This window comes from Neobacillus sp. CF12, assembly GCF_030348765.1.
Classification (GTDB): domain Bacteria; phylum Bacillota; class Bacilli; order Bacillales; family Cytobacillaceae; genus Neobacillus.
In genome coordinates this window covers 3,587,501-3,608,033 of the sequence record NZ_JAUCEU010000007.1, presented here as the reverse complement: position 1 = coordinate 3,608,033, position 20,533 = coordinate 3,587,501, and the positions used below count along the sequence as shown (strand labels likewise).

The following is a 20,533-nucleotide window of genomic DNA, read 5'->3' as shown; positions in this document are numbered from 1 at the left end:
TAACAATATCTTTAGGAAATTTATTACAAGGACTTTACTATTATGACGATTCATCTAGAGAAATTGTTTCATAAAAAATTAAGGCACGGTCTTAAGACCGTGCCTACATGAGATAGTTTAGAAACATGGTTGCTATTCCAAAGTAAGTGAGTAGTGAAAAAATATCATTAATGGTCGTAATCAGTGGGCCTGATGCCACGGCAGGATCAATATTTAAACGAAATAATATCAGTGGGATAACAGTTCCTGCCAACGTCCCAATAATAAGGGTGAAAAAGAGCGAAACTCCAACGACTGCTCCTAAGATAAAGCTTCCCTGCCAAATATAGGCGATGATTGAAATGAGGACAGCGCAAGTAATACCAATGGTCACCCCAACACCAAGTTCACGGGCAATTAAGCGAAGGATAACTCCTTTATCGATATCGTGTGAAATAAGCCCCCTAACTACCACTGCAAGTGATTGGGTTCCGGTATTTCCAGTCATCCCAGCAATCATTGGCATGAAAAAAGCAATGGCGACTACCTGCTCCAGAGTATTTTCAAAACTGCTGATAATCCTACCAGAGATGAGTCCGATAAATAAAAGCAAAATGAGCCATGGAAGTCTTCTAGCAGCGGCAACAAATGTCTTTGTATCAAAGTCGATCGATTTCCCTGAGGCGGATAATTTTTCTATATCCTCATTTGCTTCCTGAATCACGACATCGATAATATCATCAACGGTAACTATACCGACAAGCCTATTGCCCTCATCCACTACGGGAATCGCAAGGAAATCGTACCGTTCCGTCATTCGGGCCACTACTTCTTGGTCGGTGGTGACAGAAACTGAGATAACACGTTCGTACATTATACGACTAATTTCTTCATTAAGTCCTGCTAGCAACAAGTCACGATATGAAACAACACCGACTAGCTTTCTTTCTTCATCCACGACGTATAGATAGTTAATAGATTCAGCAAACTCAGCAAACGTTTTTAACTTATCAACCGCTTCTCTTACGGTATAATAACTTCGAATCCATACAAAGCGATTGGTCATGATTCTCCCAGCCGTTTCAGGTGGATAATTCATAATATCAGTAACGGCCTTTGACTCTTCAACCTTCATACCAGAAAGAAGGGACTCTTTCTTCTCTGGTGATACTTCATCTAGAAGTAACGCCAAGTCATCATTATCCATTAAATCAAGGACCTTGCTTGATTTTTCAATCCCTAATTTATTTAATACCTCAAGCTGCTCTTCTTTTTCAAGTTCCTGCATTAAGTCAGCAAGTACTTCGAAGTTTAAAAATATTAGAAAACGAAGTTTATGTTTTTCAGGCAAATCCTCGTATATCTTTGCGGTATCATATGGCTGCAGTTCCTCGAGGATGGTGATAAATTCAGCTTTTTTGTTTTCTTTTAATAATTTAATAATATGGAGAGTAATCTCGTCTTGGGTCATATCTTTAATCATTTTACACGCTCCTTTCAAACGGTGCGTTTATCTCTTTATACAAGTATGTAAAAAAAATGATTTGTTGATAATCCTGCAGTTAATACTAGTAAGGAATATAAAAATAGTATGTGTTATTCGAAAAGTTATCAAGCCAACTGTTTCAAAAGTATCACAAATATCTTTAGAAATGTAAAAGAATTGAAATAAGCTATTTGGACTATTAATGATAAAATGGTGTAGGATTGGTTAATATTGGCGCACTTTAATATAGGGCTTTCTAACTCATTGTCATAGATTTTCATTTTTCCTGATTGGAGGAGTTTGGCTTTGAAAAAGCATCATCAAGACATACGGGATCTCGTCTATGTCCACTTAAATCAAAATGATCAGTATGTACTATCTTACGGTATTGAATTTGCCGAATTTGCTGCTGCTTTTTCGGGTACTTTAAATCCTCTGCTTTTATTAAAGCATCGCTTTGAAGATGGTGACTTTAATATGCACACATTACTCGAATATTGTCCTGAGGACAGAATCAAAAGATTAGCTGCTGAAGATATATATAGCTACGGAGATTTTTGCTGGATTGACTTTGTTGAAGAAGAAGGATTAAATGAACTCACAGGACAGGAAATAGCGGAATTATTATATTTAGGTCATCAAAAGCAGCATTTAAAACTTCCCTTTTATAATAAGCTAGGAAACCGATTTGTTTATTTAGCACATGATGATGGTTTCTTTAATAAAATATATTATCGAAGCTTTAAGGACTTTTTTTCACTGTTAAGTCAAGCTCTTTCAAGTAAATTAGGAGAGTTGAAACTCGAAAAATCACTGCTTGGAATCAGGAAGAAACGTATATATCCACCGATTAATAAGGAAATTCTTCTTTCATTAACCCCATTTATGAAAGAGGGTATCTGTATCTCCTTAAGAGATGTCGATCATCAGCGAAGCAAACTGGAAATCCCGATCTGGGTAATCGGCGACTTTGCCTCGATGGATGATATGTACGAGGAATATGAACAAATTTCAGGTGAAAACTGCCATGCAAAAATCATTTTTGATAAAAAAACAAAAGAATGGAAGCTTACCGTTATTTAATCTCTCCATTTCGTTGGGGAGATTTTCTTTGTTCGAATAAGTATAGATAGTTTTTAACCAAGCTGTAGGTTTCATAAAATAATAAAAGTGATAAAATAAAATCGTGAAATGCGAAAATGGAGGTTTAGTATGAAAACAAAAATTGGTTTACTGTACGGAGGTAAATCCGCTGAACATAAAGTATCTTTACAAACGGCTCTTGCGGTAATTAAGGCGCTCGATCTTGAAAAATATGAAATTCATCCGATTTACATAAATGTAGAAGGTCAGTGGATAAAGGGACCCCAACTTCATGCACCGGCAGAAAGCGTTAAAGCATTAGAATTTTCAAATGAAAATCAGTTATCACCTTTATCATTGGCACCAACCCTTTTCAACAATAGCGTACAACAGAATAACGAACCATTGGATGTAATATTTCCACTTCTGCACGGACCAAATGGGGAGGATGGAACGGTACAAGGGTTGCTCGAACTCTTAAACCTCCCATATGTCGGTAATGGTGTATTAGCTTCTGCTGCAGGAATGGATAAAGTAATGATGAAAAATGTGTTTGCTCAAGCAGGATTGGCGCAAGTAAAGTATGTTGCTTTTATAAGAACCGAATGGGAAAAGACCAAAGAGTCTGTCTATACAAAAGTAGAAGAGAAACTTGGCTATCCTTGTTTTGTAAAACCAGCTAACCTTGGTTCGAGTGTAGGTATCAGTAAATGTATAAACCGAGCAGAACTAGAGGCGGCTTTTGTAGAGGCTTTTCAGTTTGACCGAAAAGTGATTATTGAAGAAGGTGTTATCGCCCGTGAAATCGAAGTAGCTATTCTTGGAAACGATGATCCAAAATGCTCTGTTGCAGGTGAAATTGTTCCTAAGAAGGACTTTTATGATTATAAAGCGAAATATGAAGATGGAGATACTGCCCTAATCATACCTGCAGAAGTTTCCCCAGAAGAGTATCAACAAATTAAAGAAATGGCTATCCAAGCTTTTAAAGCATTAGACTGCTCAGGACTTGTTCGTGCTGACTTCTTCTTAACGAAAGACGGAAAAGCGTTAATAAATGAAGTAAATACGATGCCGGGCTTCACGCCGTTTAGCATGTTCCCACTGTTATGGAAGCATACTGGTGTCGAATATCCACAATTGATTGAGACATTAGTGAATCTTGCAAAAGAAAGACATGCAGAAAAACAAAACATAAAATACACTTTTTAATAACTATGACACGGCAGGGTGCCGTGTCTTTATTTAAAATCCGGACGGAGGATTGAAATGATAAAAAGAACATTAAAACAGATTTCAGATATGATACCTGTTGAAAATGAGATTACCTCGTTTGCTGATATAGAAATCACAGGGGTTTCCATCGATTCTAGAAAAATTGAATCTGGAAACTTGTTTATACCTTTTAAAGGTGAAAACTCCGATGGTCATAAATATGTTGAGGATTCACTAAAAAAGGGAGCATCAGCAGCACTGTGGCAAAGTGACGTGCCTAATCCACCGACTCATTTGCCCATCCTTATTGTTGATAATTGCTTAGGGGCGCTGCAAGAATTAGCAAGAGAATATCGAAAACAGTTACAAGTAAAAGTAGTGGGAATTACCGGAAGTAATGGAAAAACCACAACCAAGGATATGACTGCTTCCCTCTTGTCCACCGCGTATAAAGTTCAAAAAACAGAAGGGAATTACAATAACCATATTGGACTACCTTTAACAGTCCTAGGTTTGGATGAGGATACTGACATAGCAGTATTAGAAATGGGAATGAGTGGAAGAGGAGAAATTGAATTCCTTACAAAACTTGCTTCTCCCGATGCAGTTGTCATTACTAATATTGGAGAATCACATCTGCTTGACCTTGGTTCAAGAGAAGGAATTGCTGAAGCCAAACTAGAAATATTGCAAGGTCTGAAAGACGGCGGATTGGCGGTACTTCATGGCGACGAGCCGCTTTTAATGGAGCGAATTAATAAATATAAAGGGAATGTAAGAGTTCAAACATTTGGAAGATCGGATACAAATAATTTTTTTCCTATAGACATTATTCAATTAGAGCAAGGAAATATGTTTAAAATTAAAGAGTCTGATGAAAACTTCGAACTTCCAGTGTTAGGAACACATAATATATTAAATGCAATTGCTGCGATCATCATTGCACACTACTTTGATGTGCCATTTAATAAAATGAATGAAGGTTTAGCCAATGTTAAACTTACCAATATGAGAATGGAACTTGTGGAAGGATTTCATGGTGAAAAGATCATTAACGACGCCTATAATGCAAGTCCAACCTCGATGATGGCGGCCATAGAATTAGTTTCAAACCTTAAAGGATACAAAAAGATTATTTTAGTACTAGGTGATATGCTCGAATTAGGACCTCAGGAAGAACAGTATCATCAGCAAATTGGTGAGGGTTTGAATCCAGAAAAAATTGATTACGTATTTACCTATGGAAAGTTAGCAGAACACATTGCTGAAGGTGCACGTTCCGCGTTAGGGAAAAACAGAGTCTTTTCTTTTATGGAAAAGAGTGAACTGATTAAAGTATTAGAACAGCACGTAAATAATGATTCATTAGTTCTTGTAAAGGCTTCTAGAGGAATGAGATTAGAGGAAATCGTGACAGCATTACAAAAAAAGTAAAGATTTACTGTCAAACAACACCGTATGCGAAATGCTGTTCATGGAACACTAAAGGAAAATATTTTTCCTAGCAAAGCAGGTGGAAGAACATGATTGGATGTTTATGTATTCATGGCTTTACCGGGGCGCCTTATGAAGTAGAGCCGCTTGCTGAATATCTAACAAAGCAAACAGATTGGGTATTCAGTGTCCCGACTCTTCCTGGCCATGGTGAAAATCTCTCCTTAAAAGGTGTCCATTATCAACAATGGATTGATCATGCAGAGAACGAATTAAAGAAATTAATTGATATATGTGATCAGGTCTATGTGATAGGATTTTCCATGGGCGGTATGATTGCAAGTTTACTGGCTGCAAAGTACCCAGTGGACAAGCTTGTACTACTTAGTGCTGCTGCCTATTACCTTAATCCGAAGCAAATGGCCAGTGAAATAAAATCAATGATTATCGATTCTTTAAAAGGAAACTTAGAAAACAATGAATTTTTTAAGCGATATAAAAGAAAAATAAAAGCAACTCCCATAAAAGCGACTTTACAATTTCGCAGACTTGTTTCGTACATCAAACCACTTCTCCCTCAAGTAGAAGTGCCAACACTGATTGCACAAGGAGAATGTGACGGGATCGTCCCTCCTAAAAGCGCTGAATACTTATACCGAACGATAAATGCAAAAATAAAAAGACTTACGTACATTAAAGATTCTAGCCATCATATTTGTCACTGTGAGGAAAAAGAGGCCCTATTTTCCACCGTGTATGATTTTTTGATGGAGCGGGAATAGCTAATATGGGATTCGTTATAAACCCGATTTAATTGCAATAAAATTGTTATAGTGTTATGATTGTCTGCAACGTGTCTAAAGAACGATGAATAAAGGGCATACTCCTTGAAGGAGAATGTCTTTTTTTGGTAAAATATAGATGTTACCTACTTGCGGCATTTTGATGCGTGTCTAGCTGCAGCGCCTAGGGGCTCGACCGTTTCAGTCCACCGATGAAGTCAAAAGCGACTTCACCGTCAGGCCCTACAACGCTTTTCGCCCCAGAGCGAGACGCTTTCCGCATTTCTGAGTATCGGGCGAAAATATTCAGCAATTTAAAAATATTTTCACATAGATGAAGGAGAATGAAAACATTGACAAAGTTTGAAGATTTAGGCCTAAGTCAGGCTACTTTAGAAGCTGTCCTCAAAATGGGTTTTGAGGAAGCAACACCAATCCAGGCAGAAACAATTCCGATGGGCTTAGCAAATAAGGATTTAATTGGGCAGGCTCAAACAGGAACTGGTAAAACTGCTGCATTTGGTATTCCATTAGTGGAAAAGATTGATGTTACTAAGGATGCGATTCAAGGGATTATTATCGCACCAACACGTGAACTTGCGATTCAAGTATCAGAAGAACTTTATAAAATCGGTTCAGGTAAAAGAGTCCGCGTTTTATCCATTTACGGTGGACAGGACATCAGCCGCCAAATCCGTTCATTAAAGAAATACCCACATATTATTGTAGGTACTCCTGGACGTGTATTAGATCATATCAACAGAAAAACAATGCGTCTTGACACAGTAAACACTGTTATTCTTGACGAAGCGGATGAAATGTTAAATATGGGATTCATTGAAGACATTGAAACCATTCTTGCTGCTACACCGGCTGAGCGCCAAACTTTACTTTTCTCAGCAACAATGCCAGCTCCAATTCAAAGAATGGCAGAAAAGTTTATGAAGGATCCTCAAATTGTCCGTGTTAAGATGAAGGAAATGACTGTACCAGCGATCGAACAATTTTATCTTGAAGTGATGGAAAAGAATAAATTTGATGTCTTAACAAGACTTCTTGATATTCAATCACCAGAGTTAGCGATTATCTTTGGCCGGACTAAACGCCGCGTGGATGAATTATCTGAGGCATTAACCTTAAGAGGTTATACTGCAGAGGGGATTCACGGAGATTTAACGCAGGCAAAACGTATGCAAGTCCTTCGGAAATTTAAAGAAGGAACAATTGATGTATTAGTGGCTACGGACGTGGCAGCAAGGGGTCTCGATATCTCCGGCGTAACCCATGTTTACAACTTTGATATTCCACAGGATCCTGAAAGTTATGTCCACCGTATTGGACGTACAGGACGTGCTGGTAAATCAGGTATGGCACTAACATTTATTACTCCACGTGAAAAGTCTTACTTGTCTGTTTTAGAAAGAACAACGAAGCGTAAAATGGAAAGAATGACTGCTCCTACCTTGGATGAAGCGTTAGAAGGTCAACAACGAGCAGTAGTTGATAAAATTGTGCAAACAATTGAAGGAAATAATCTTCAATATTATAAGAGAGCTGCCAATGAATTACTTGAAGAAAATGATGCTTCAACTGTAATTGCAGCTGTTCTGAAAATGTTAACAAAAGAGCCTGATCAAACACCGGTTAAGTTAACGGAAGAATCACCTCTTCATTCTAAGAGGGACAGAAAGCCACAAGACCGTGACCGTAGAAAAAGAGATGACAATAGAAGCTATAATTCTTCACGTGGCGGCGATCGTGACCGTAAAAAATCACCGGCTAAGCCAAGAACTGGTGAAAAGCGCACATCTGGAAAGCCAAAACCAAGAAGCTTTAACCGATAATAATAGTAGAGAGCATGGACATAATGTCCAATGCTCTCTTTTTATTTTACGAGCATGTTATGGGAACATTAAAGGTAACAGTTTTTTAGGAGTGATGTAGATGATTGTCAAACTTGGCTATGTTGCCATGAGTGTGGAACTCCAAAATGCCTCACCATCTCAAACCATGACTTTTGCACAATTTAACAAGATTAAAGACCGGGAAGCAGCCATTCGGAAGCTAGAGCGAATAGCTGAATCAAATATCGATAATTGCCTTCGTTTATTAAAACATAATGCTGGAAATCAAATTCATTTCTTTCGATTAAGCTCCCGCCTTATCCCATTAGCGAACCACGAGGAACTGCTTGATTGGGATTTTATCAAACCATTGAAAGAATCATTAAAAAAGATTGGCGACTATCTAATCGATCATCCGATGCGAATTGATTTTCATCCTGACCATTTTGTTGTTCTGAATACACCGAACAAGGATATCCTCGCTAATGCATTAAAGACACTTGTTATGCATAAGAATTTGCTTAAAGGTATGGAAATTGATACCGAACATCGATGTGTTTTGCATGTAGGAGGAGGCTACGAGGATAAGGAAAAGGCACTTGAACAGTTTATTCATAATTGGGGTTATATCCATCCTTCTATTCAAAGAATGATTATGCTCGAAAACGACGATACAACGTTTACGGTCAAGGAAACGCTCTATCTTTGTGAGAAGTTAGGGATACCAATGGTGTTCGACTATCATCATCATTTGGCGAACCATGAAGAACTGGAATGGAAGGAAGATTGGGAAAGAATCATTAATACATGGAGGATATCACCACTTCCCGTTAAAATGCATATTTCAAGCCCGAGGTCAGAGAAGGAATATAGAGCACATGCGGATTTTGTTGACCCAGAAATGTTTTTGGAGTTCATACAAGCAATAAAGGGGACTGTACCTGAGATACACTGTATGATCGAAGCAAAACAAAAAGATGCCGCCCTCTTTCAATTGATGAGAGATATGCAAGGAGCAAAGGGGATTAACATAATTGACCAATCAAGCTTTTTCGTTGATTAATGATGATGTTTCCTTCTTGATTCCTGTGTATACTTAAGAGAAGGCATAGCGATGGGGGGAAGTATGATAAAAGAGCCGCAAAAGCAAATTTCTGTAAAGGCATTAACGGTATGGAGAATTTCAGGTGTAATCAAGATTATGATCAGTTGGATCTTAGCAGGTGTGGCTATTTTTCTACTACATATCTTTAATGGTCCAGTTTGGGTTTCCGTTTTATTAATAGGAATCGAACTAATCTCTACTTATTTATTCATTTTTTTATTGCCTTCACTTAGGTGGAAACGCTGGCGTTATGATGTCAGAGAAGAGGAAGTGGAACTTCAGGAAGGTATTTTCATTGTTAAGCGAACCTTAATACCGATGATTCGAGTTCAGCATGTTGACACAGTTCAAGGACCGATTTTACGAAAATACCACTTAGCTTCCGTTATTATCAATACGGCAGCAACGGCACATGAAATTCCTGCTTTAGAAGAGAGCGAAGCCGAAGAATTAAGACACTTTATTTCTAATCTAGCAAGGGTGGCGGATGAAGATGTCTGAGCCGAAAAGACTTCATCCAATTGTAATTGTCTTGACCATCGGAAAAAGGTTAAAGGAATTCATTTTTTCCTTTATAGCCTTGTTCTTTATTTGGAACAACGGAGGAAAGTTGCTGCTTTTTGGAGTAACTGCTATTGCAATAATCTTAATTATTTTGACTAGCATCTTTTCCTGGCTGCGTTACACCTATCGAATGGAGCATAATGAACTCAGGATAGAATATGGCGTTTTTGTTCGTAAGAAAAGATATATTCCTTTAGAGCGAATCCAAAGCCTTGATGTTTCAGAAGGAATCCTTCAGCGACTCTGCGGGATGGTAAAGGTTAGGATTGAAACAGCTGGTGGAAGCGGGACAGATGAAGCGGAAGCAGTTCTATCTGCTATCTCTAAGGAAGAAGCCCGCTATATTCAGGAATATGTAACAGGTGCTAAAAATCCTGCCGTTAAAGACGTTGAATCTGTTGGGGAAGTTCTAAGTCAAACTGTATATAAAATTACTCCACCACAATTACTATTACTATCACTTACTTCTGGGGGAGTAGGGGTTGTCATATCCGCCGTATTGGCCTTTTTTTCACAACTAGATGAGTTGATTCCTTATGAAAGGTTATTTCGTGGAGTTGAACAGTGGGCAGTGAGTAACCTAATAATTATTGTTCTCCTCGTTTTTGCTGGTTTTGTGGTTGCCTGGATTATTGCTTTAATAGGAACAATGTTAAAATATGCGAATTTCAGTGTCACCAAAACAGAACATGATTTAGTAATTTCGCAAGGTTTATTAGAGAAAAGGCAAATTACGATTCCGCTAACGAGGATTCAAGCAATCAGAATTAATGAAAATATCGTACGCCAATGGCTTGGTTATGGGTCGGTTATCGTGGAAAGTGCTGGCGGTTCTGCTGCTAATCAGGAAGGTTCAAAGGTACTGCTCCTTCCACTTGTAAAGTTGCATACGATTGGACAAATATTGGGACCATATCTTACAGATTATCAACTAACATCAAGCTTTCATCCAGTTCCGAAAAGAGCGAGGGCCCGTTATATTTTTAGGAGTTGGATAATTGTTGTCCCGGTTGTTGTTGTTTCCATTGTTTTTCTAAAAGCATGGGGACTACTGTCATTAATCATCCTTGCATGGTTTACTTTTTGGGGAATATTAAAGTATAAGGATGCTGGCTGGTGTTTGGGAGAGCAACAATTGAATCTTCGGTATCGAACGATTGTTCGAACTACGGTCTTTATGAAGAAAAACAAAATTCAAAGTTTGGAAGCGAAAGAAGGTTATTTTCAAAAGAGGAAACAACTAGGAAGCATAGAGGCGTTTGTAAAAGTTGGTTTCGGTGGTGCTGGAGGCCGCGTGATTGATATGGAACGAAATGACGTAAACAAAGTTTACTCTTGGTTTTCAAGGGAAGGGAAAAAAGGGGATTGAACCGAATTGTTCGGACTCAATCCCTTTTTTTATGATTAAAAATGGCCCCTAGTAATAAACCGCCTAATAACCCGAATATATGGGCAGTAATATTAATATTGGGCTGGATAAAGGTCATAATCAAACTAAGTGCACAAATGATGAGGATGATTTGCGAATTTTGCTGGGAGAGCATATGCTTACGGAAGAGAATAATGCTTATATAATATCCGAATAGCCCAAAGATGGCTCCACTCGATCCTACATGTACATAGGTTAAAGGTTCAAGTAGTAAAGTAGCTACATTTGCTAGAATACCAGAAACGAGGTAGACGAGTATGAATTTTCCTTTGCCGAGCAATCTCTCGAGTGCAGGGGCAAAAAGGACTAGTGAGAAGCTGTTAAACAAAACATGTGTAAACCCGCCGTGCATAAAGATAGGGGTAACTAATCGCCAATACTCACCCTCCGTAACATAGAGGTTGACACCTGAAAAAGTCGCTTTAAACCAAAAGTTTGGGAATATAGGTAAAGCAGTTAAAAGATACAATATGAAATGAATGGCAATAATAATAGAAACAATTGGATAAAAGCGGATAAATTCGCGAAAACTCTCTGTTCTCGTAAACATAATAACCTCCTGATTATTCTTTACTTATTATAATAGACTGAATTTTGGTCTTGTTGTACTATTATGCAATCTTTAATTTAAATAGAAGGGATACCTGATCATGATTAAAGGGATTGGAATCGATATTATTGAACTTTCAAGGATAGAAGAAATTGTCACCAGACAAAGAAAACTAATTGATCGCATACTGACTGAAAATGAAAAACAAACCTTTGAAAGGCTTCCCAATAGAAGGAAGATTGAATTTTTAGCAGGGAGATTTGCGGCAAAAGAAGCTTATTCGAAGGCAGCAGGAACGGGGATCGGCAAAGAGTTATCCTTTCTAGATATTGAAATTGAAACTGATTCTTTAGGAAAGCCCTATATCGTAAAACCTGAAACGAATGGATTTCTTTCTATTTCGCATAGCAGAGAATATGCTGTAGCACAAGTAGTCATCGAGGTAAAATAAGAAAAATCATCCTCTAACGGACAAACCTTTATCATATTCCTTAAGGTTGTCTCATATATTCATAGGGAAATGGGAGAGACAAGTCTTCTTTATATTCATATGAAAATGAGACAAGAAGGGGTTGAAGGAATTGAAGAAAAGGTTTTTGCTTGTGTTTACGGGGTTAATGGTCATCTTTCTACTAGCTGCCTGTGGCTCTAAGTCAAAAGATGATGTGGTGAAAGAGTTAAATGGAAAACTAAATGACTTAACGGGCTATAAAGTAGATGCAAAAATGACGTTGAAAATGGGCACGGATTCACAGGTGTATAACGTAGAAATCTGGCATAAGGACCCAACGTTCTATCGTGTAAATTTAAAAAATGCAGAAAAAGACCAAAGTCAGATGATTTTACGGAATAATGAAGGGGTATTTGTCTTAACGCCTGCACTGAAAAAGAGTTTCAAATTCCAAAGTGATTGGCCACAAAATAGCAGCCAAGCTTATTTATATGAATCATTAATCAAAGATATTGTTGAAGATAAAGAATCCAAATTCTCTTCTACGAAGGAACATTATGTTTTTGAAACGAAAACCCGTTATCAAAACAATAGTATGCTGCCAATCCAAGAAATTAAACTCAACAAAGAGGACTTATCACCAGCAATGGTAAAAGTAATGGATCCAGATCGAAATGCACTTGTAACTGTGGAATTTTCTAAAGTTAAGTTTAATGCAAGTTTTGATGACAGTGACTTCGATATGAAAAAGAATATGACTCGTGCTGATCTTAACCTGCCTGTTATGGCAGATAGTATGGATGCAGCATTTACGGTCAAATATCCTACCTCCGACTTAGGAGCAAAGTTAGTCGATGAAAAAGAAGTGAAACTTGAAAATGGTAAACGTGTCGTCTTAACCTACGGAGGTGAAAAGTCATTTACACTTGTACAAGAAAAGGTGACAGTGAAAGAAGCTTCGACTTCACCTACTTATGTGGACGGAGATCTAGTTGATCTAGGTGTTACCATTGGTGCTGTATCTGAAGGTTCGATTACGTGGACCATGGATGGTGTTGACTACATGATTGCCTCAAACGACTTAACAGAGAAAGAACTCGTTGAGATTGCAAGAACAGTCCAAGGTGATGTCGAAAAATAAATTTTAACCTTACAGGCCCACGACTCGGGTCTGTTTTTTATTTGACATGTTCCATAACAAGTTTGATAATCAATAAGGTAAAGATAAAATAATATATAAGTGACTTAAGTTATTAGGAAGTGGAATAATGACAGAGCAGGGCTATTTCTATAGAGATACATGGGCGGAGGTTGATTTAGATTGTATTTCCGATAATGTTGCCTCCGTTAAAAAACATTTGCCGGAAAACGTGGAAATCATAGCTGTCATAAAAGCAAACGGGTACGGTCATGGAGACCTTCAGGTTGCAAAAAGCGCGCTGAAGTCAGGAGCGACATATCTAGCAGTAGCATTTATGGATGAAGCCATCGCCCTCCGGAATAAGGGAGTAGATGCACCCATCCTAGTTTTAGGTGCAACGCGTCCAGAGGATGTCGAGTTGGCGGTCAAGTTTGACATCACCATTACCGTGTTTCAGCTGGAATGGGTAAAAGCGGCTCAACCCTATCTTCCTAAAGATAGGGTACTTCAAGTCCATATTAAGCTTGATACTGGAATGGGAAGGATTGGAATCCGCACAAAGGATGAATTGGCGGCGGTTGTGGAATTGATTTCAAGCGATGAACGGCTCAATATCGAGGGGATCTTTACTCACTTTGCCACAGCAGATGAAGTAGACCAAACTTACTTCGATAAACAAATAGAGTTATTTCATGATCTGCTTTCAGTGCTGAAGGAAAAGCCGAGATATATCCATAGCAGCAATAGTGCGGCAGCTTTACGTTTCTCTAAAGCCAACTTTAATGCTGTTCGTCTAGGGATTGCTATGTATGGATTAACACCTTCTCCAGAAATTGAACATGAATTGCCTTTTCCTCTTAAGGAGGCATTTTCCTTAAGGTCGCGGCTTGTTCAAGTGAAAAAGCTCGATAAGGGTGATAAAGTAAGTTATGGTGCTACTTATGAGACAGAAGGCGAAGAGTGGATTGGGACGATTCCAATTGGTTATGCGGACGGATGGATTCGTCGTCTCCAAGGGCAGGAAGTGTTGATAGAAGGAAAAAGAGTTCCAATTGTTGGCAGGATTTGTATGGATCAATGTATGGTAAGATTACCACATGGTGTTCCAGTTGGGACCACCGTTACGCTGATTGGTAAACAGAAAGATGAATTCATTTCTGTAAATGAAATTGCCAGGAAACTAGAGACAATCAACTACGAAGTTCCTTGTATAATTTCTACTAGAGTACCGCGCCTATATAAACAAGCTGGGGAAATTGTCGTATTAAAAAATTATCTTCTCCACGAATAACTGGGCTAATAATCAAAAATGAACATATTTATGATAATGCGGAATTTTAGTGCATAAAAGGTAGTTTGTTTGGCCTATAATACAGAAGTATTATATTTAGTCTATGCATGTTGGGCATTAAGTGGTATTATTAAATATGGTAGATAGAAAAAATGGTGTGTAGTGATGGTGGAGGTGTATGTTTGTGTCTGAATCCGGCGCAACTACGGAAATCTTAGTAAAGTTACCGCAACATCTTTTAACCGAGTTAGATGGTTTTGTAAAATTAGAAAACGTTAACCGGAGCGAGTTTATTTATCAAGCAACCAAAATGTATTTACGCGAACGTAAAAAGAGACAAATTCGCGAATCCATGAGACGTGGGTACATGGAAATGGCGATGATCAATTTGACGATTGCATCGGAAATGTTTCAAGCAGAATTTGAGGCAGAACACACAGTTGAACGTCTTGTAAGCGGAGGGTAATCCCTTGATTGTCAAGCGTGGTGACGTTTATTTCGCGGACCTATCCCCAGTTGTTGGTTCTGAACAAGGCGGCGTCCGTCCTGTACTTGTCATTCAAAACGACATCGGGAATCGGTTTAGTCCCACAGTTATTGTTGCAGCGATTACAGCACAAATTCAAAAAGCGAAGCTTCCCACTCATGTAGAAATTGATGCGAAGCGTTACGGTTTTGAACGAGATTCAGTCATACTTTTAGAACAGATTCGTACAATTGATAAACAGCGGTTAACCGATAAAATAACCCATCTCGATGACGAAATGATGGAAAAAGTGGATGAAGCCTTGCGAGTAAGTATAGGACTCATCGAATTTTAGTCTATGCACGCTCTTTTTAGAAAGAGCGTTTTTTTATACGTATGTTCTGCCCTCATATTTGTTTCCTGTTTAGCAAGCTGCTTTAGCTTGCTATTTTTTTATTTGTAAGAAGAAACTGCTCCTGTAATGAATCGATAGAGTTAATTTGATACAATATGGTAATAGGAATGGAGGTTTGTATTGTGAATGATACAGTTGTAAAAGATGAACAGCTTCTTGTGAAGGTAGCTGCGGAGTTAACAATATCTCATAAACAGGTGAAAAGTGTTATCTCTTTATTGAATGAGGGGAACACAGTGCCATTTATCGCCCGCTACCGCAAAGAAATGACGGGGGCACTAGATGAAGTTCAAATAAGAAATATCCAGGAACGCTGGCAATACATACAAAACCTTGAGCAAAGGAAAGAAGAAGTCCTTCGGACCATTGCGGAACAAGGAAAATTAACAGATGAACTCACACATAAAATAACAAAAGCAGAAAAGCTCCAAGAGGTCGAAGATTTATACCGTCCGTATAAACAAAAACGACGTACCAAGGCAACTGTTGCAAAAGAAAAGGGTTTAGAGCCATTGGCAGAGTGGATATTAACCTTTCCGATGACTCCAATTGAGGACAAAGCTAAGGAATTTTTATCCGATGAAAAAGAAGTGCTAACAGTTGAAGAAGCAATCACTGGAGCAAAGGATATCATCGCTGAAATGATTTCTGATGATGCTGAAAGCCGAAAATGGATTCGGAATGAGACCTTTAAGTCAGGTAAAGTTGAGTCGACTGTGAAAGATGCGGAAAAAGACGAGAAAAAGGTTTATGAAATGTATTATGAGTACGAAGAGCCTGTGAATAAAATTGTTCCACATCGTATTCTTGCGTTAAATCGTGGTGAAAAAGAAGATATCTTAAGAGTATCAATTAAAATGAATAATGATATTATCCTTTCCTACCTATCAAGGAAATGGATCCGTGCTCAGCATTCACCGGCTTCAGCAATTGTCATTGAAGCAATTGAGGATAGTTATAAGCGTCTGATTCAGCCTTCGATCGAAAGGGAAATTCGAAGTGAGTTAAATGATAAAGGTGAAGAGCAAGCCATTCATATCTTCTCAGAAAATCTTCGCAATTTACTATTGCAGCCTCCTTTAAAAGGAAAAGTGGTTATTGGTGTGGATCCGGCTTATCGGACAGGTTGTAAGCTTGCAGTCGTTGATGAAACAGGTAAGGTGTTGAAAATTGATGTCATCTATCCGCATCCGCCTGTATCGAAGTCAAAGGAAGCAAAGGAGAAATTCATTCGAATTCTTCGTGACTATAAAGTAGAGATGGCTGCCATTGGGAATGGAACAGCGTCACGAGAGACCGAACAATTCGTGGCGGATATCCTTAAGGAAATGGATGAGGAAATCTTTTATTTAATCGTGAATGAAGCTGGTGCAAGTGTGTACTCAGCGTCTGATATAGCCAGAGAAGAGTTTCCTGATTTCCAAGTAGAAGAAAGAAGTGCGGTTTCAATCGCAAGAAGATTACAGGATCCACTTGCTGAGTTAGTGAAAATTGACCCTAAATCAGTTGGGGTCGGTCAATACCAGCATGATGTTACGCAAAAACGACTATCGGAATCGCTGCATTTTGTTGTTGAAACGGCAGTTAACAGGGTTGGTGTGAATGTAAATACAGCCTCAGCCTCTTTACTTCAATATGTTGCAGGGCTAACAAAAACCGCAGCCCATAATATCGTGAAGAAAAGAGAAGAGGAAGGGAAGTTTACTAGCAGGGTGCAATTAAAGAAAGTCCCACGCCTAGGGGCAAAAACATATGAACAAGCTATTGGCTTCTTGCGTGTATTAGACGGTAAGCAGCCGTTAGACCGTACCGGAATTCACCCGGAGAACTATGATGAAGTGAAGAAGTTATTAGCAAATCTCGGCTTTTCTACGGATGATTTAGGCAGTGCTGAATTAAAAGATGCGCTGAGTGCTCTAGATTTAAAAACGGTGTCTGCTGAATTGTCCATTGGCGAACTAACGTTGAAAGATATCATTGAGGCACTTGTTAGACCAGAACGAGATCCGCGTGACGACTTGCCGCGTCCTCTATTGAAAAAGGATGTCTTAAAATTAGAAGATTTAAGTGCAGGGATGGAATTGCAGGGTACAGTAAGGAATGTAGTTGATTTTGGTGCGTTTGTGGACATCGGTGTTAAGCAGGATGGACTTGTTCATATATCTAAGCTAAGTAATCGTTTTGTGAAGCACCCATTAGACATTGTATCTGTTGGTGATGTTGTAACTGTCTGGGTTGATTCGGTTGATATGAAAAAAGGACGAGTGGCATTAACCATGCTGCCGCCGTCTAAGTAAAGAAAATAAGTAAAAAATAGATGATCCAATCGCATAGCGTTGGGTCATCTGATTTTTGTGGCTTAAAGGTCAGTTCAGTTCATAAAAGGTTCATGAAGCCAGAAAACGTAAAAGAACCATAAAAATGGTCCCTATAAGGAAAGCACGTTTTTATTAACTTTGTTTTTTTCTGTAAAAAAACCAGCACTGGTTTAGCAGTTTAATTTGGTATCGGTCCTTCTCGTAGAAAGCTCTTTTCATTTGGTTTTGAAACCAAGTCGGCATAGTTAACCCTCCCGAAAAGTAGATCATTATAGGTATCTACAATATATGCTATAATAGGTTGTCACGTTCGCTTTTTTGTAAGGAGGTAAGGTAAATGGAGGATAAAGAACTACAGAAACTTGTCGAAAAAGTCTCGATTGAATCTTTTGGTAAGACTTTTAGGCATAAAGCCTCCTTTAATAGCAGGCTGCGGTCAACGGGTGGAAGGTATCTGCTTGGCACTCACAATATCGATATCAATAAGAAATACTTAGATCAACTAGGTCTTAACGAGCTAATCGGAATTATCAAACATGAACTCTGTCACTACCATCTTCATATAGAGGGAAAAGGATATCAGCACCGAGATCAAGATTTTAAAATGCTGTTAAAGAAAGTAGGCGCACCGAGATTTTGCAGTCCTCTTCTAGAAAAACCTAAGAAACGCACCTCTAATAAAATCCTCCTTTATGAATGTACAAAATGCCATCAGCAATATAAAAGAAAACGAAGCATTAATATAAGTCGATACGTGTGTGGAAAGTGCAGAGGGAAGCTTAAAAAGGTAATGGAGTTACAAGGAGATTAAGGAAATAATTTGCAGATTATTTTATCCGAAAATCATATTGACTTTATAATACATCGTCATTATAATGTAAAGAGTCGACAAGGTGAACGTGCTTGTTTGATTGAAAACTACATTATATTATTCCGCAGTAGCTCAGTGGTAGAGCTATCGGCTGTTAACCGATCGGTCGTAGGTTCGAGTCCTACCTGCGGAGCCATTTTTTATGGGGAAGTACTCAAGAGGCTGAAGAGGCGCCCCTGCTAAGGGTGTAGGTCGGGTAACCGGCGCGAGGGTTCAAATCCCTCCTTCTCCGCCATAAAAAATTGGCCCCTTGGTCAAGTGGTTAAGACACCTCCCTTTCACGGAGGTAACACGGGTTCGAATCCCGTAGGGGTCATCAGGGACGGGAGATGAATATAGCTCATTTCCTGTTTCTTATTTAAAATATCATTTGGTCCGGTAGTTCAGTTGGTTAGAATGCCTGCCTGTCACGCAGGAGGTCGCGGGTTCGAGTCCCGTCCGGACCGCCATTTTTTATTAGTCTTAATAATATTGGGCTATAGCCAAGCGGTAAGGCATCGCACTTTGACTGCGACATGCGTTGGTTCAAATCCAGCTAGCCCAGCCAAATTATAATATCCCTGGAAAGACTTCAGCGGATTTTGCGGAAAATACCGTAAGGTATTTTAAGTGATTGTGAGCCATTAGCTCAGTTGGTAGAGCATCTGACTTTTAATCAGAGGGTCGAAGGTTCGAGTCCTTCATGGCTCACCATTTTATGTTTTATACTTTATATGCGGGTGTGGCGGAATTGGCAGACGCACCAGACTTAGGATCTGGCGCCGCAAGGCGTGGGGGTTCGACTCCCTTCACCCGCACCAATAATTAACTCTTGAAATATTCTTGTTAATCTGGTATGATTTTAAATGTCGCTGAAATATATGCGGTCGTGGCGGAATGGCAGACGCGCTAGGTTGAGGGCCTAGTGGGGGCAACCCCGTGGAGGTTCAAGTCCTCTCGGCCGCACCAAAAAAAGATGTTGACATATCAAATTAGATTTGATATAATGTAAAAGTTGACTTTTGAAAGTTTGCGCCCGTAGCTCAATTGGATAGAGTGTCTGACTACGGATCAGAAGGTTATGGGTTCGACTCCTTTCGGGCGCGCCATATTTTACGGGAAGTAGCTCAGCTTGGTAGAGCACTTGGTTTGGGACCAAGGGGTCGCAGGTTCGAATCCTGTCTTCCCGACCATTCGGAATTTTATATGCGGGTGTAGTTTAGTGGTAAAACCTCAGCCTTCCAAGCTGATGTTGTGAGTTCGATTCTCATCACCCGCTCCAATTTTACCAATAATTGCTCTTTGAAAACTAAACAAACAAGAACGTCAACAAACAATTTTTTAGCTTTTTATAAAAGCTAAGCCAACGTAACAAATGAGCTATATCAACTTTCTTGGAGAGTTTGATCCTGGCTCAGGACGAACGCTGGCGGCGTGCCTAATACATGCAAGTCGAGCGAATCTTTAGGAGCTTGCTCCTGAAGATTAGCGGCGGACGGGTGAGTAACACGTGGGCAACCTGCCTGTAAGACTGGGATAACTTCGGGAAACCGGAGCTAATACCGGATAATCCTTTTCCTCTCATGTGGAAAAGCTGAAAGTCGGTTTACGCTGACACTTACAGATGGGCCCGCGGCGCATTAGCTAGTTGGTGAGGTAATGGCTCACCAAGGCGACGATGCGTAGCCGACCTGAGAGGGTGATCGGCCACACTGGGACTGAGACACGGCCCAGACTCCTACGGGAGGCAGCAGTAGGGAATCTTCCGCAATGGACGAAAGTCTGACGGAGCAACGCCGCGTGAGCGATGAAGGCCTTCGGGTCGTAAAGCTCTGTTGTTAGGGAAGAACAAGTATCGGAGTAACTGCCGGTACCTTGACGGTACCTAACCAGAAAGCCACGGCTAACTACGTGCCAGCAGCCGCGGTAATACGTAGGTGGCAAGCGTTGTCCGGAATTATTGGGCGTAAAGCGCGCGCAGGCGGTCCTTTAAGTCTGATGTGAAAGCCCACGGCTCAACCGTGGAGGGTCATTGGAAACTGGGGGACTTGAGTACAGAAGAGGAAAGCGGAATTCCACGTGTAGCGGTGAAATGCGTAGAGATGTGGAGGAACACCAGTGGCGAAGGCG

At 39.5% G+C, this 20,533-nt stretch carries 18 protein-coding genes, 11 tRNA genes and 1 rRNA gene (1 of these 30 only partly in view); 27 read left to right on the top strand and 3 right to left on the bottom strand.

Annotated features, from left to right (window positions below; genetic code table 11):
* Nucleotides 1-103: 103 nt before the first annotated feature.
* Nucleotides 104-1,462, bottom strand: coding sequence for a magnesium transporter (mgtE, locus tag QUG14_RS17105; protein ID WP_289341691.1), 1,359 nt, complete (start codon nucleotides 1,460-1,462; stop codon nucleotides 104-106).
* A gap of 309 nt (nucleotides 1,463-1,771) precedes the next feature.
* Here mgtE and QUG14_RS17100 point away from each other — a divergent pair, with 309 nt between their 5' ends.
* From QUG14_RS17100 to QUG14_RS17065, 8 genes are all read left to right on the top strand, one after another.
* Entirely contained in the window at nucleotides 1,772-2,548 is a 777-nt protein-coding gene (locus QUG14_RS17100; protein WP_289341690.1) for a hypothetical protein, read from the top strand.
* 129 nt (nucleotides 2,549-2,677) lie between these two features.
* Nucleotides 2,678-3,760, top strand: a complete 1,083-nt coding sequence (locus QUG14_RS17095) for a D-alanine--D-alanine ligase (RefSeq protein WP_289341689.1) — start codon at nucleotides 2,678-2,680, stop codon at nucleotides 3,758-3,760.
* A gap of 57 nt (nucleotides 3,761-3,817) precedes the next feature.
* Nucleotides 3,818-5,197, top strand: coding sequence for a UDP-N-acetylmuramoyl-tripeptide--D-alanyl-D-alanine ligase (locus tag QUG14_RS17090; protein WP_289341688.1), 1,380 nt, complete (start codon nucleotides 3,818-3,820; stop codon nucleotides 5,195-5,197).
* 89 nt (nucleotides 5,198-5,286) lie between these two features.
* Complete coding sequence (locus QUG14_RS17085; RefSeq protein WP_289341687.1) at nucleotides 5,287-5,979, top strand: alpha/beta hydrolase; 693 nt, start codon at nucleotides 5,287-5,289, stop codon at nucleotides 5,977-5,979.
* A 353-nt stretch (nucleotides 5,980-6,332) separates the two neighbouring features.
* Nucleotides 6,333-7,823 carry a degradosome RNA helicase CshA gene (gene cshA, locus QUG14_RS17080; RefSeq protein WP_289341686.1) on the top strand — a complete coding sequence of 497 codons (1,491 nt, stop codon included), beginning with the start codon at nucleotides 6,333-6,335 and terminating at the stop codon, nucleotides 7,821-7,823.
* A gap of 100 nt (nucleotides 7,824-7,923) precedes the next feature.
* Entirely contained in the window at nucleotides 7,924-8,886 is a 963-nt protein-coding gene (gene uvsE / locus QUG14_RS17075; RefSeq protein ID WP_289341685.1) for a UV DNA damage repair endonuclease UvsE, read from the top strand.
* Between the two features lie 63 nt (nucleotides 8,887-8,949).
* Entirely contained in the window at nucleotides 8,950-9,429 is a 480-nt protein-coding gene (locus QUG14_RS17070; RefSeq protein ID WP_289341684.1) for a PH domain-containing protein, read from the top strand.
* Nucleotides 9,422-10,861 (top strand): PH domain-containing protein, encoded by a 1,440-nt coding sequence (locus QUG14_RS17065; protein WP_289341683.1) that lies wholly within the window; start codon nucleotides 9,422-9,424, stop codon nucleotides 10,859-10,861. Before QUG14_RS17070 ends, QUG14_RS17065 begins: the two co-directional genes overlap by 8 nt.
* A gap of 16 nt (nucleotides 10,862-10,877) precedes the next feature.
* Here the strand turns inward: QUG14_RS17065 and QUG14_RS17060 are convergent, their stop codons facing one another.
* Complete coding sequence (locus tag QUG14_RS17060) at nucleotides 10,878-11,471, bottom strand: rhomboid family intramembrane serine protease (protein WP_289341682.1); 594 nt, start codon at nucleotides 11,469-11,471, stop codon at nucleotides 10,878-10,880.
* A gap of 100 nt (nucleotides 11,472-11,571) precedes the next feature.
* Here QUG14_RS17060 and acpS point away from each other — a divergent pair, with 100 nt between their 5' ends.
* The 6 genes from acpS to QUG14_RS17030 all read left to right on the top strand — a co-directional run bounded on the left by acpS (nucleotide 11,572) and on the right by QUG14_RS17030 (nucleotide 17,532).
* A complete protein-coding gene (gene acpS / locus QUG14_RS17055) occupies nucleotides 11,572-11,922 on the top strand; it encodes a holo-ACP synthase (RefSeq protein ID WP_289341681.1) in 351 nt (116 codons plus the stop codon).
* Between the two features lie 130 nt (nucleotides 11,923-12,052).
* Nucleotides 12,053-13,063, top strand: coding sequence for a LolA family protein (locus QUG14_RS17050; protein WP_289341680.1), 1,011 nt, complete (start codon nucleotides 12,053-12,055; stop codon nucleotides 13,061-13,063).
* A 127-nt stretch (nucleotides 13,064-13,190) separates the two neighbouring features.
* A complete protein-coding gene (alr, locus tag QUG14_RS17045; RefSeq protein ID WP_289341679.1) occupies nucleotides 13,191-14,354 on the top strand; it encodes an alanine racemase in 1,164 nt (387 codons plus the stop codon).
* Nucleotides 14,355-14,538: 184 nt separating this feature from the next.
* Nucleotides 14,539-14,820: a CopG family ribbon-helix-helix protein gene (locus QUG14_RS17040; RefSeq protein ID WP_034673267.1), complete on the top strand. Its 282-nt coding sequence runs from the start codon at nucleotides 14,539-14,541 to the stop codon at nucleotides 14,818-14,820.
* A 4-nt stretch (nucleotides 14,821-14,824) separates the two neighbouring features.
* Nucleotides 14,825-15,175, top strand: coding sequence for a type II toxin-antitoxin system PemK/MazF family toxin (locus tag QUG14_RS17035; protein WP_034673264.1), 351 nt, complete (start codon nucleotides 14,825-14,827; stop codon nucleotides 15,173-15,175).
* A 182-nt stretch (nucleotides 15,176-15,357) separates the two neighbouring features.
* Nucleotides 15,358-17,532 carry a Tex family protein gene (locus QUG14_RS17030; protein ID WP_289341678.1) on the top strand — a complete coding sequence of 725 codons (2,175 nt, stop codon included), beginning with the start codon at nucleotides 15,358-15,360 and terminating at the stop codon, nucleotides 17,530-17,532.
* A 153-nt stretch (nucleotides 17,533-17,685) separates the two neighbouring features.
* On the opposite strand, the gene cmpA is transcribed toward QUG14_RS17030, so the two are convergent.
* On the bottom strand, nucleotides 17,686-17,796 hold the full coding sequence (cmpA, locus tag QUG14_RS17025) for a cortex morphogenetic protein CmpA (protein ID WP_289341677.1): 111 nt from the start codon (nucleotides 17,794-17,796) through the stop codon (nucleotides 17,686-17,688).
* A gap of 94 nt (nucleotides 17,797-17,890) precedes the next feature.
* Between cmpA and QUG14_RS17020 the strand changes: the two genes are divergently transcribed.
* The 13 genes from QUG14_RS17020 to QUG14_RS16960 all read left to right on the top strand — a co-directional run.
* On the top strand, nucleotides 17,891-18,364 hold the full coding sequence (locus QUG14_RS17020) for a SprT family protein (protein WP_289341676.1): 474 nt from the start codon (nucleotides 17,891-17,893) through the stop codon (nucleotides 18,362-18,364).
* Between the two features lie 121 nt (nucleotides 18,365-18,485).
* Nucleotides 18,486-18,560: transfer RNA gene (locus tag QUG14_RS17015), tRNA-Asn, on the top strand.
* A gap of 8 nt (nucleotides 18,561-18,568) precedes the next feature.
* Nucleotides 18,569-18,659, top strand: a tRNA-Ser gene (locus QUG14_RS17010).
* Between the two features lie 9 nt (nucleotides 18,660-18,668).
* Nucleotides 18,669-18,740: transfer RNA gene (locus QUG14_RS17005), tRNA-Glu, on the top strand.
* Between the two features lie 56 nt (nucleotides 18,741-18,796).
* A tRNA-Asp gene (locus QUG14_RS17000) sits at nucleotides 18,797-18,873 on the top strand.
* Nucleotides 18,874-18,896: 23 nt separating this feature from the next.
* Nucleotides 18,897-18,971 (top strand) — tRNA-Gln (locus QUG14_RS16995).
* 70 nt (nucleotides 18,972-19,041) lie between these two features.
* Nucleotides 19,042-19,117, top strand: a tRNA-Lys gene (locus QUG14_RS16990).
* A 22-nt stretch (nucleotides 19,118-19,139) separates the two neighbouring features.
* Nucleotides 19,140-19,224: transfer RNA gene (locus QUG14_RS16985), tRNA-Leu, on the top strand.
* Nucleotides 19,225-19,286: 62 nt separating this feature from the next.
* A tRNA-Leu gene (locus QUG14_RS16980) sits at nucleotides 19,287-19,372 on the top strand.
* A 63-nt stretch (nucleotides 19,373-19,435) separates the two neighbouring features.
* Nucleotides 19,436-19,512: transfer RNA gene (locus QUG14_RS16975), tRNA-Arg, on the top strand.
* Between the two features lie 7 nt (nucleotides 19,513-19,519).
* Nucleotides 19,520-19,596: transfer RNA gene (locus QUG14_RS16970), tRNA-Pro, on the top strand.
* Nucleotides 19,597-19,611: 15 nt separating this feature from the next.
* A tRNA-Gly gene (locus QUG14_RS16965) sits at nucleotides 19,612-19,685 on the top strand.
* Nucleotides 19,686-19,794: 109 nt separating this feature from the next.
* Nucleotides 19,795-20,533, top strand: a 16S ribosomal RNA gene (locus QUG14_RS16960); it runs 811 nt beyond the window's last position.

What these genes read in the sequence shown, in the direction of transcription:
- mgtE (WP_289341691.1), bottom strand. Translation starts at nt 1,462, where the DNA reads ATGATTAAAGATATGACCCAAGACGAGATTACTCTCCATATTATTAAA.
- QUG14_RS17095 (WP_289341689.1), top strand. Translation starts at nt 2,678, where the DNA reads ATGAAAACAAAAATTGGTTTACTGTACGGAGGTAAATCCGCTGAACAT.
- QUG14_RS17090 (WP_289341688.1), top strand. Translation starts at nt 3,818, where the DNA reads ATGATAAAAAGAACATTAAAACAGATTTCAGATATGATACCTGTTGAA.
- QUG14_RS17085 (WP_289341687.1), top strand. Translation starts at nt 5,287, where the DNA reads ATGATTGGATGTTTATGTATTCATGGCTTTACCGGGGCGCCTTATGAA.
- uvsE (WP_289341685.1), top strand. Translation starts at nt 7,924, where the DNA reads ATGATTGTCAAACTTGGCTATGTTGCCATGAGTGTGGAACTCCAAAAT.
- QUG14_RS17070 (WP_289341684.1), top strand. Translation starts at nt 8,950, where the DNA reads ATGATAAAAGAGCCGCAAAAGCAAATTTCTGTAAAGGCATTAACGGTA.
- QUG14_RS17065 (WP_289341683.1), top strand. Translation starts at nt 9,422, where the DNA reads ATGTCTGAGCCGAAAAGACTTCATCCAATTGTAATTGTCTTGACCATC.
- QUG14_RS17060 (WP_289341682.1), bottom strand. Translation starts at nt 11,471, where the DNA reads ATGTTTACGAGAACAGAGAGTTTTCGCGAATTTATCCGCTTTTATCCA.
- acpS (WP_289341681.1), top strand. Translation starts at nt 11,572, where the DNA reads ATGATTAAAGGGATTGGAATCGATATTATTGAACTTTCAAGGATAGAA.
- alr (WP_289341679.1), top strand. Translation starts at nt 13,191, where the DNA reads ATGACAGAGCAGGGCTATTTCTATAGAGATACATGGGCGGAGGTTGAT.
- cmpA (WP_289341677.1), bottom strand. Translation starts at nt 17,796, where the DNA reads ATGCCGACTTGGTTTCAAAACCAAATGAAAAGAGCTTTCTACGAGAAG.
- QUG14_RS17020 (WP_289341676.1), top strand. Translation starts at nt 17,891, where the DNA reads ATGGAGGATAAAGAACTACAGAAACTTGTCGAAAAAGTCTCGATTGAA.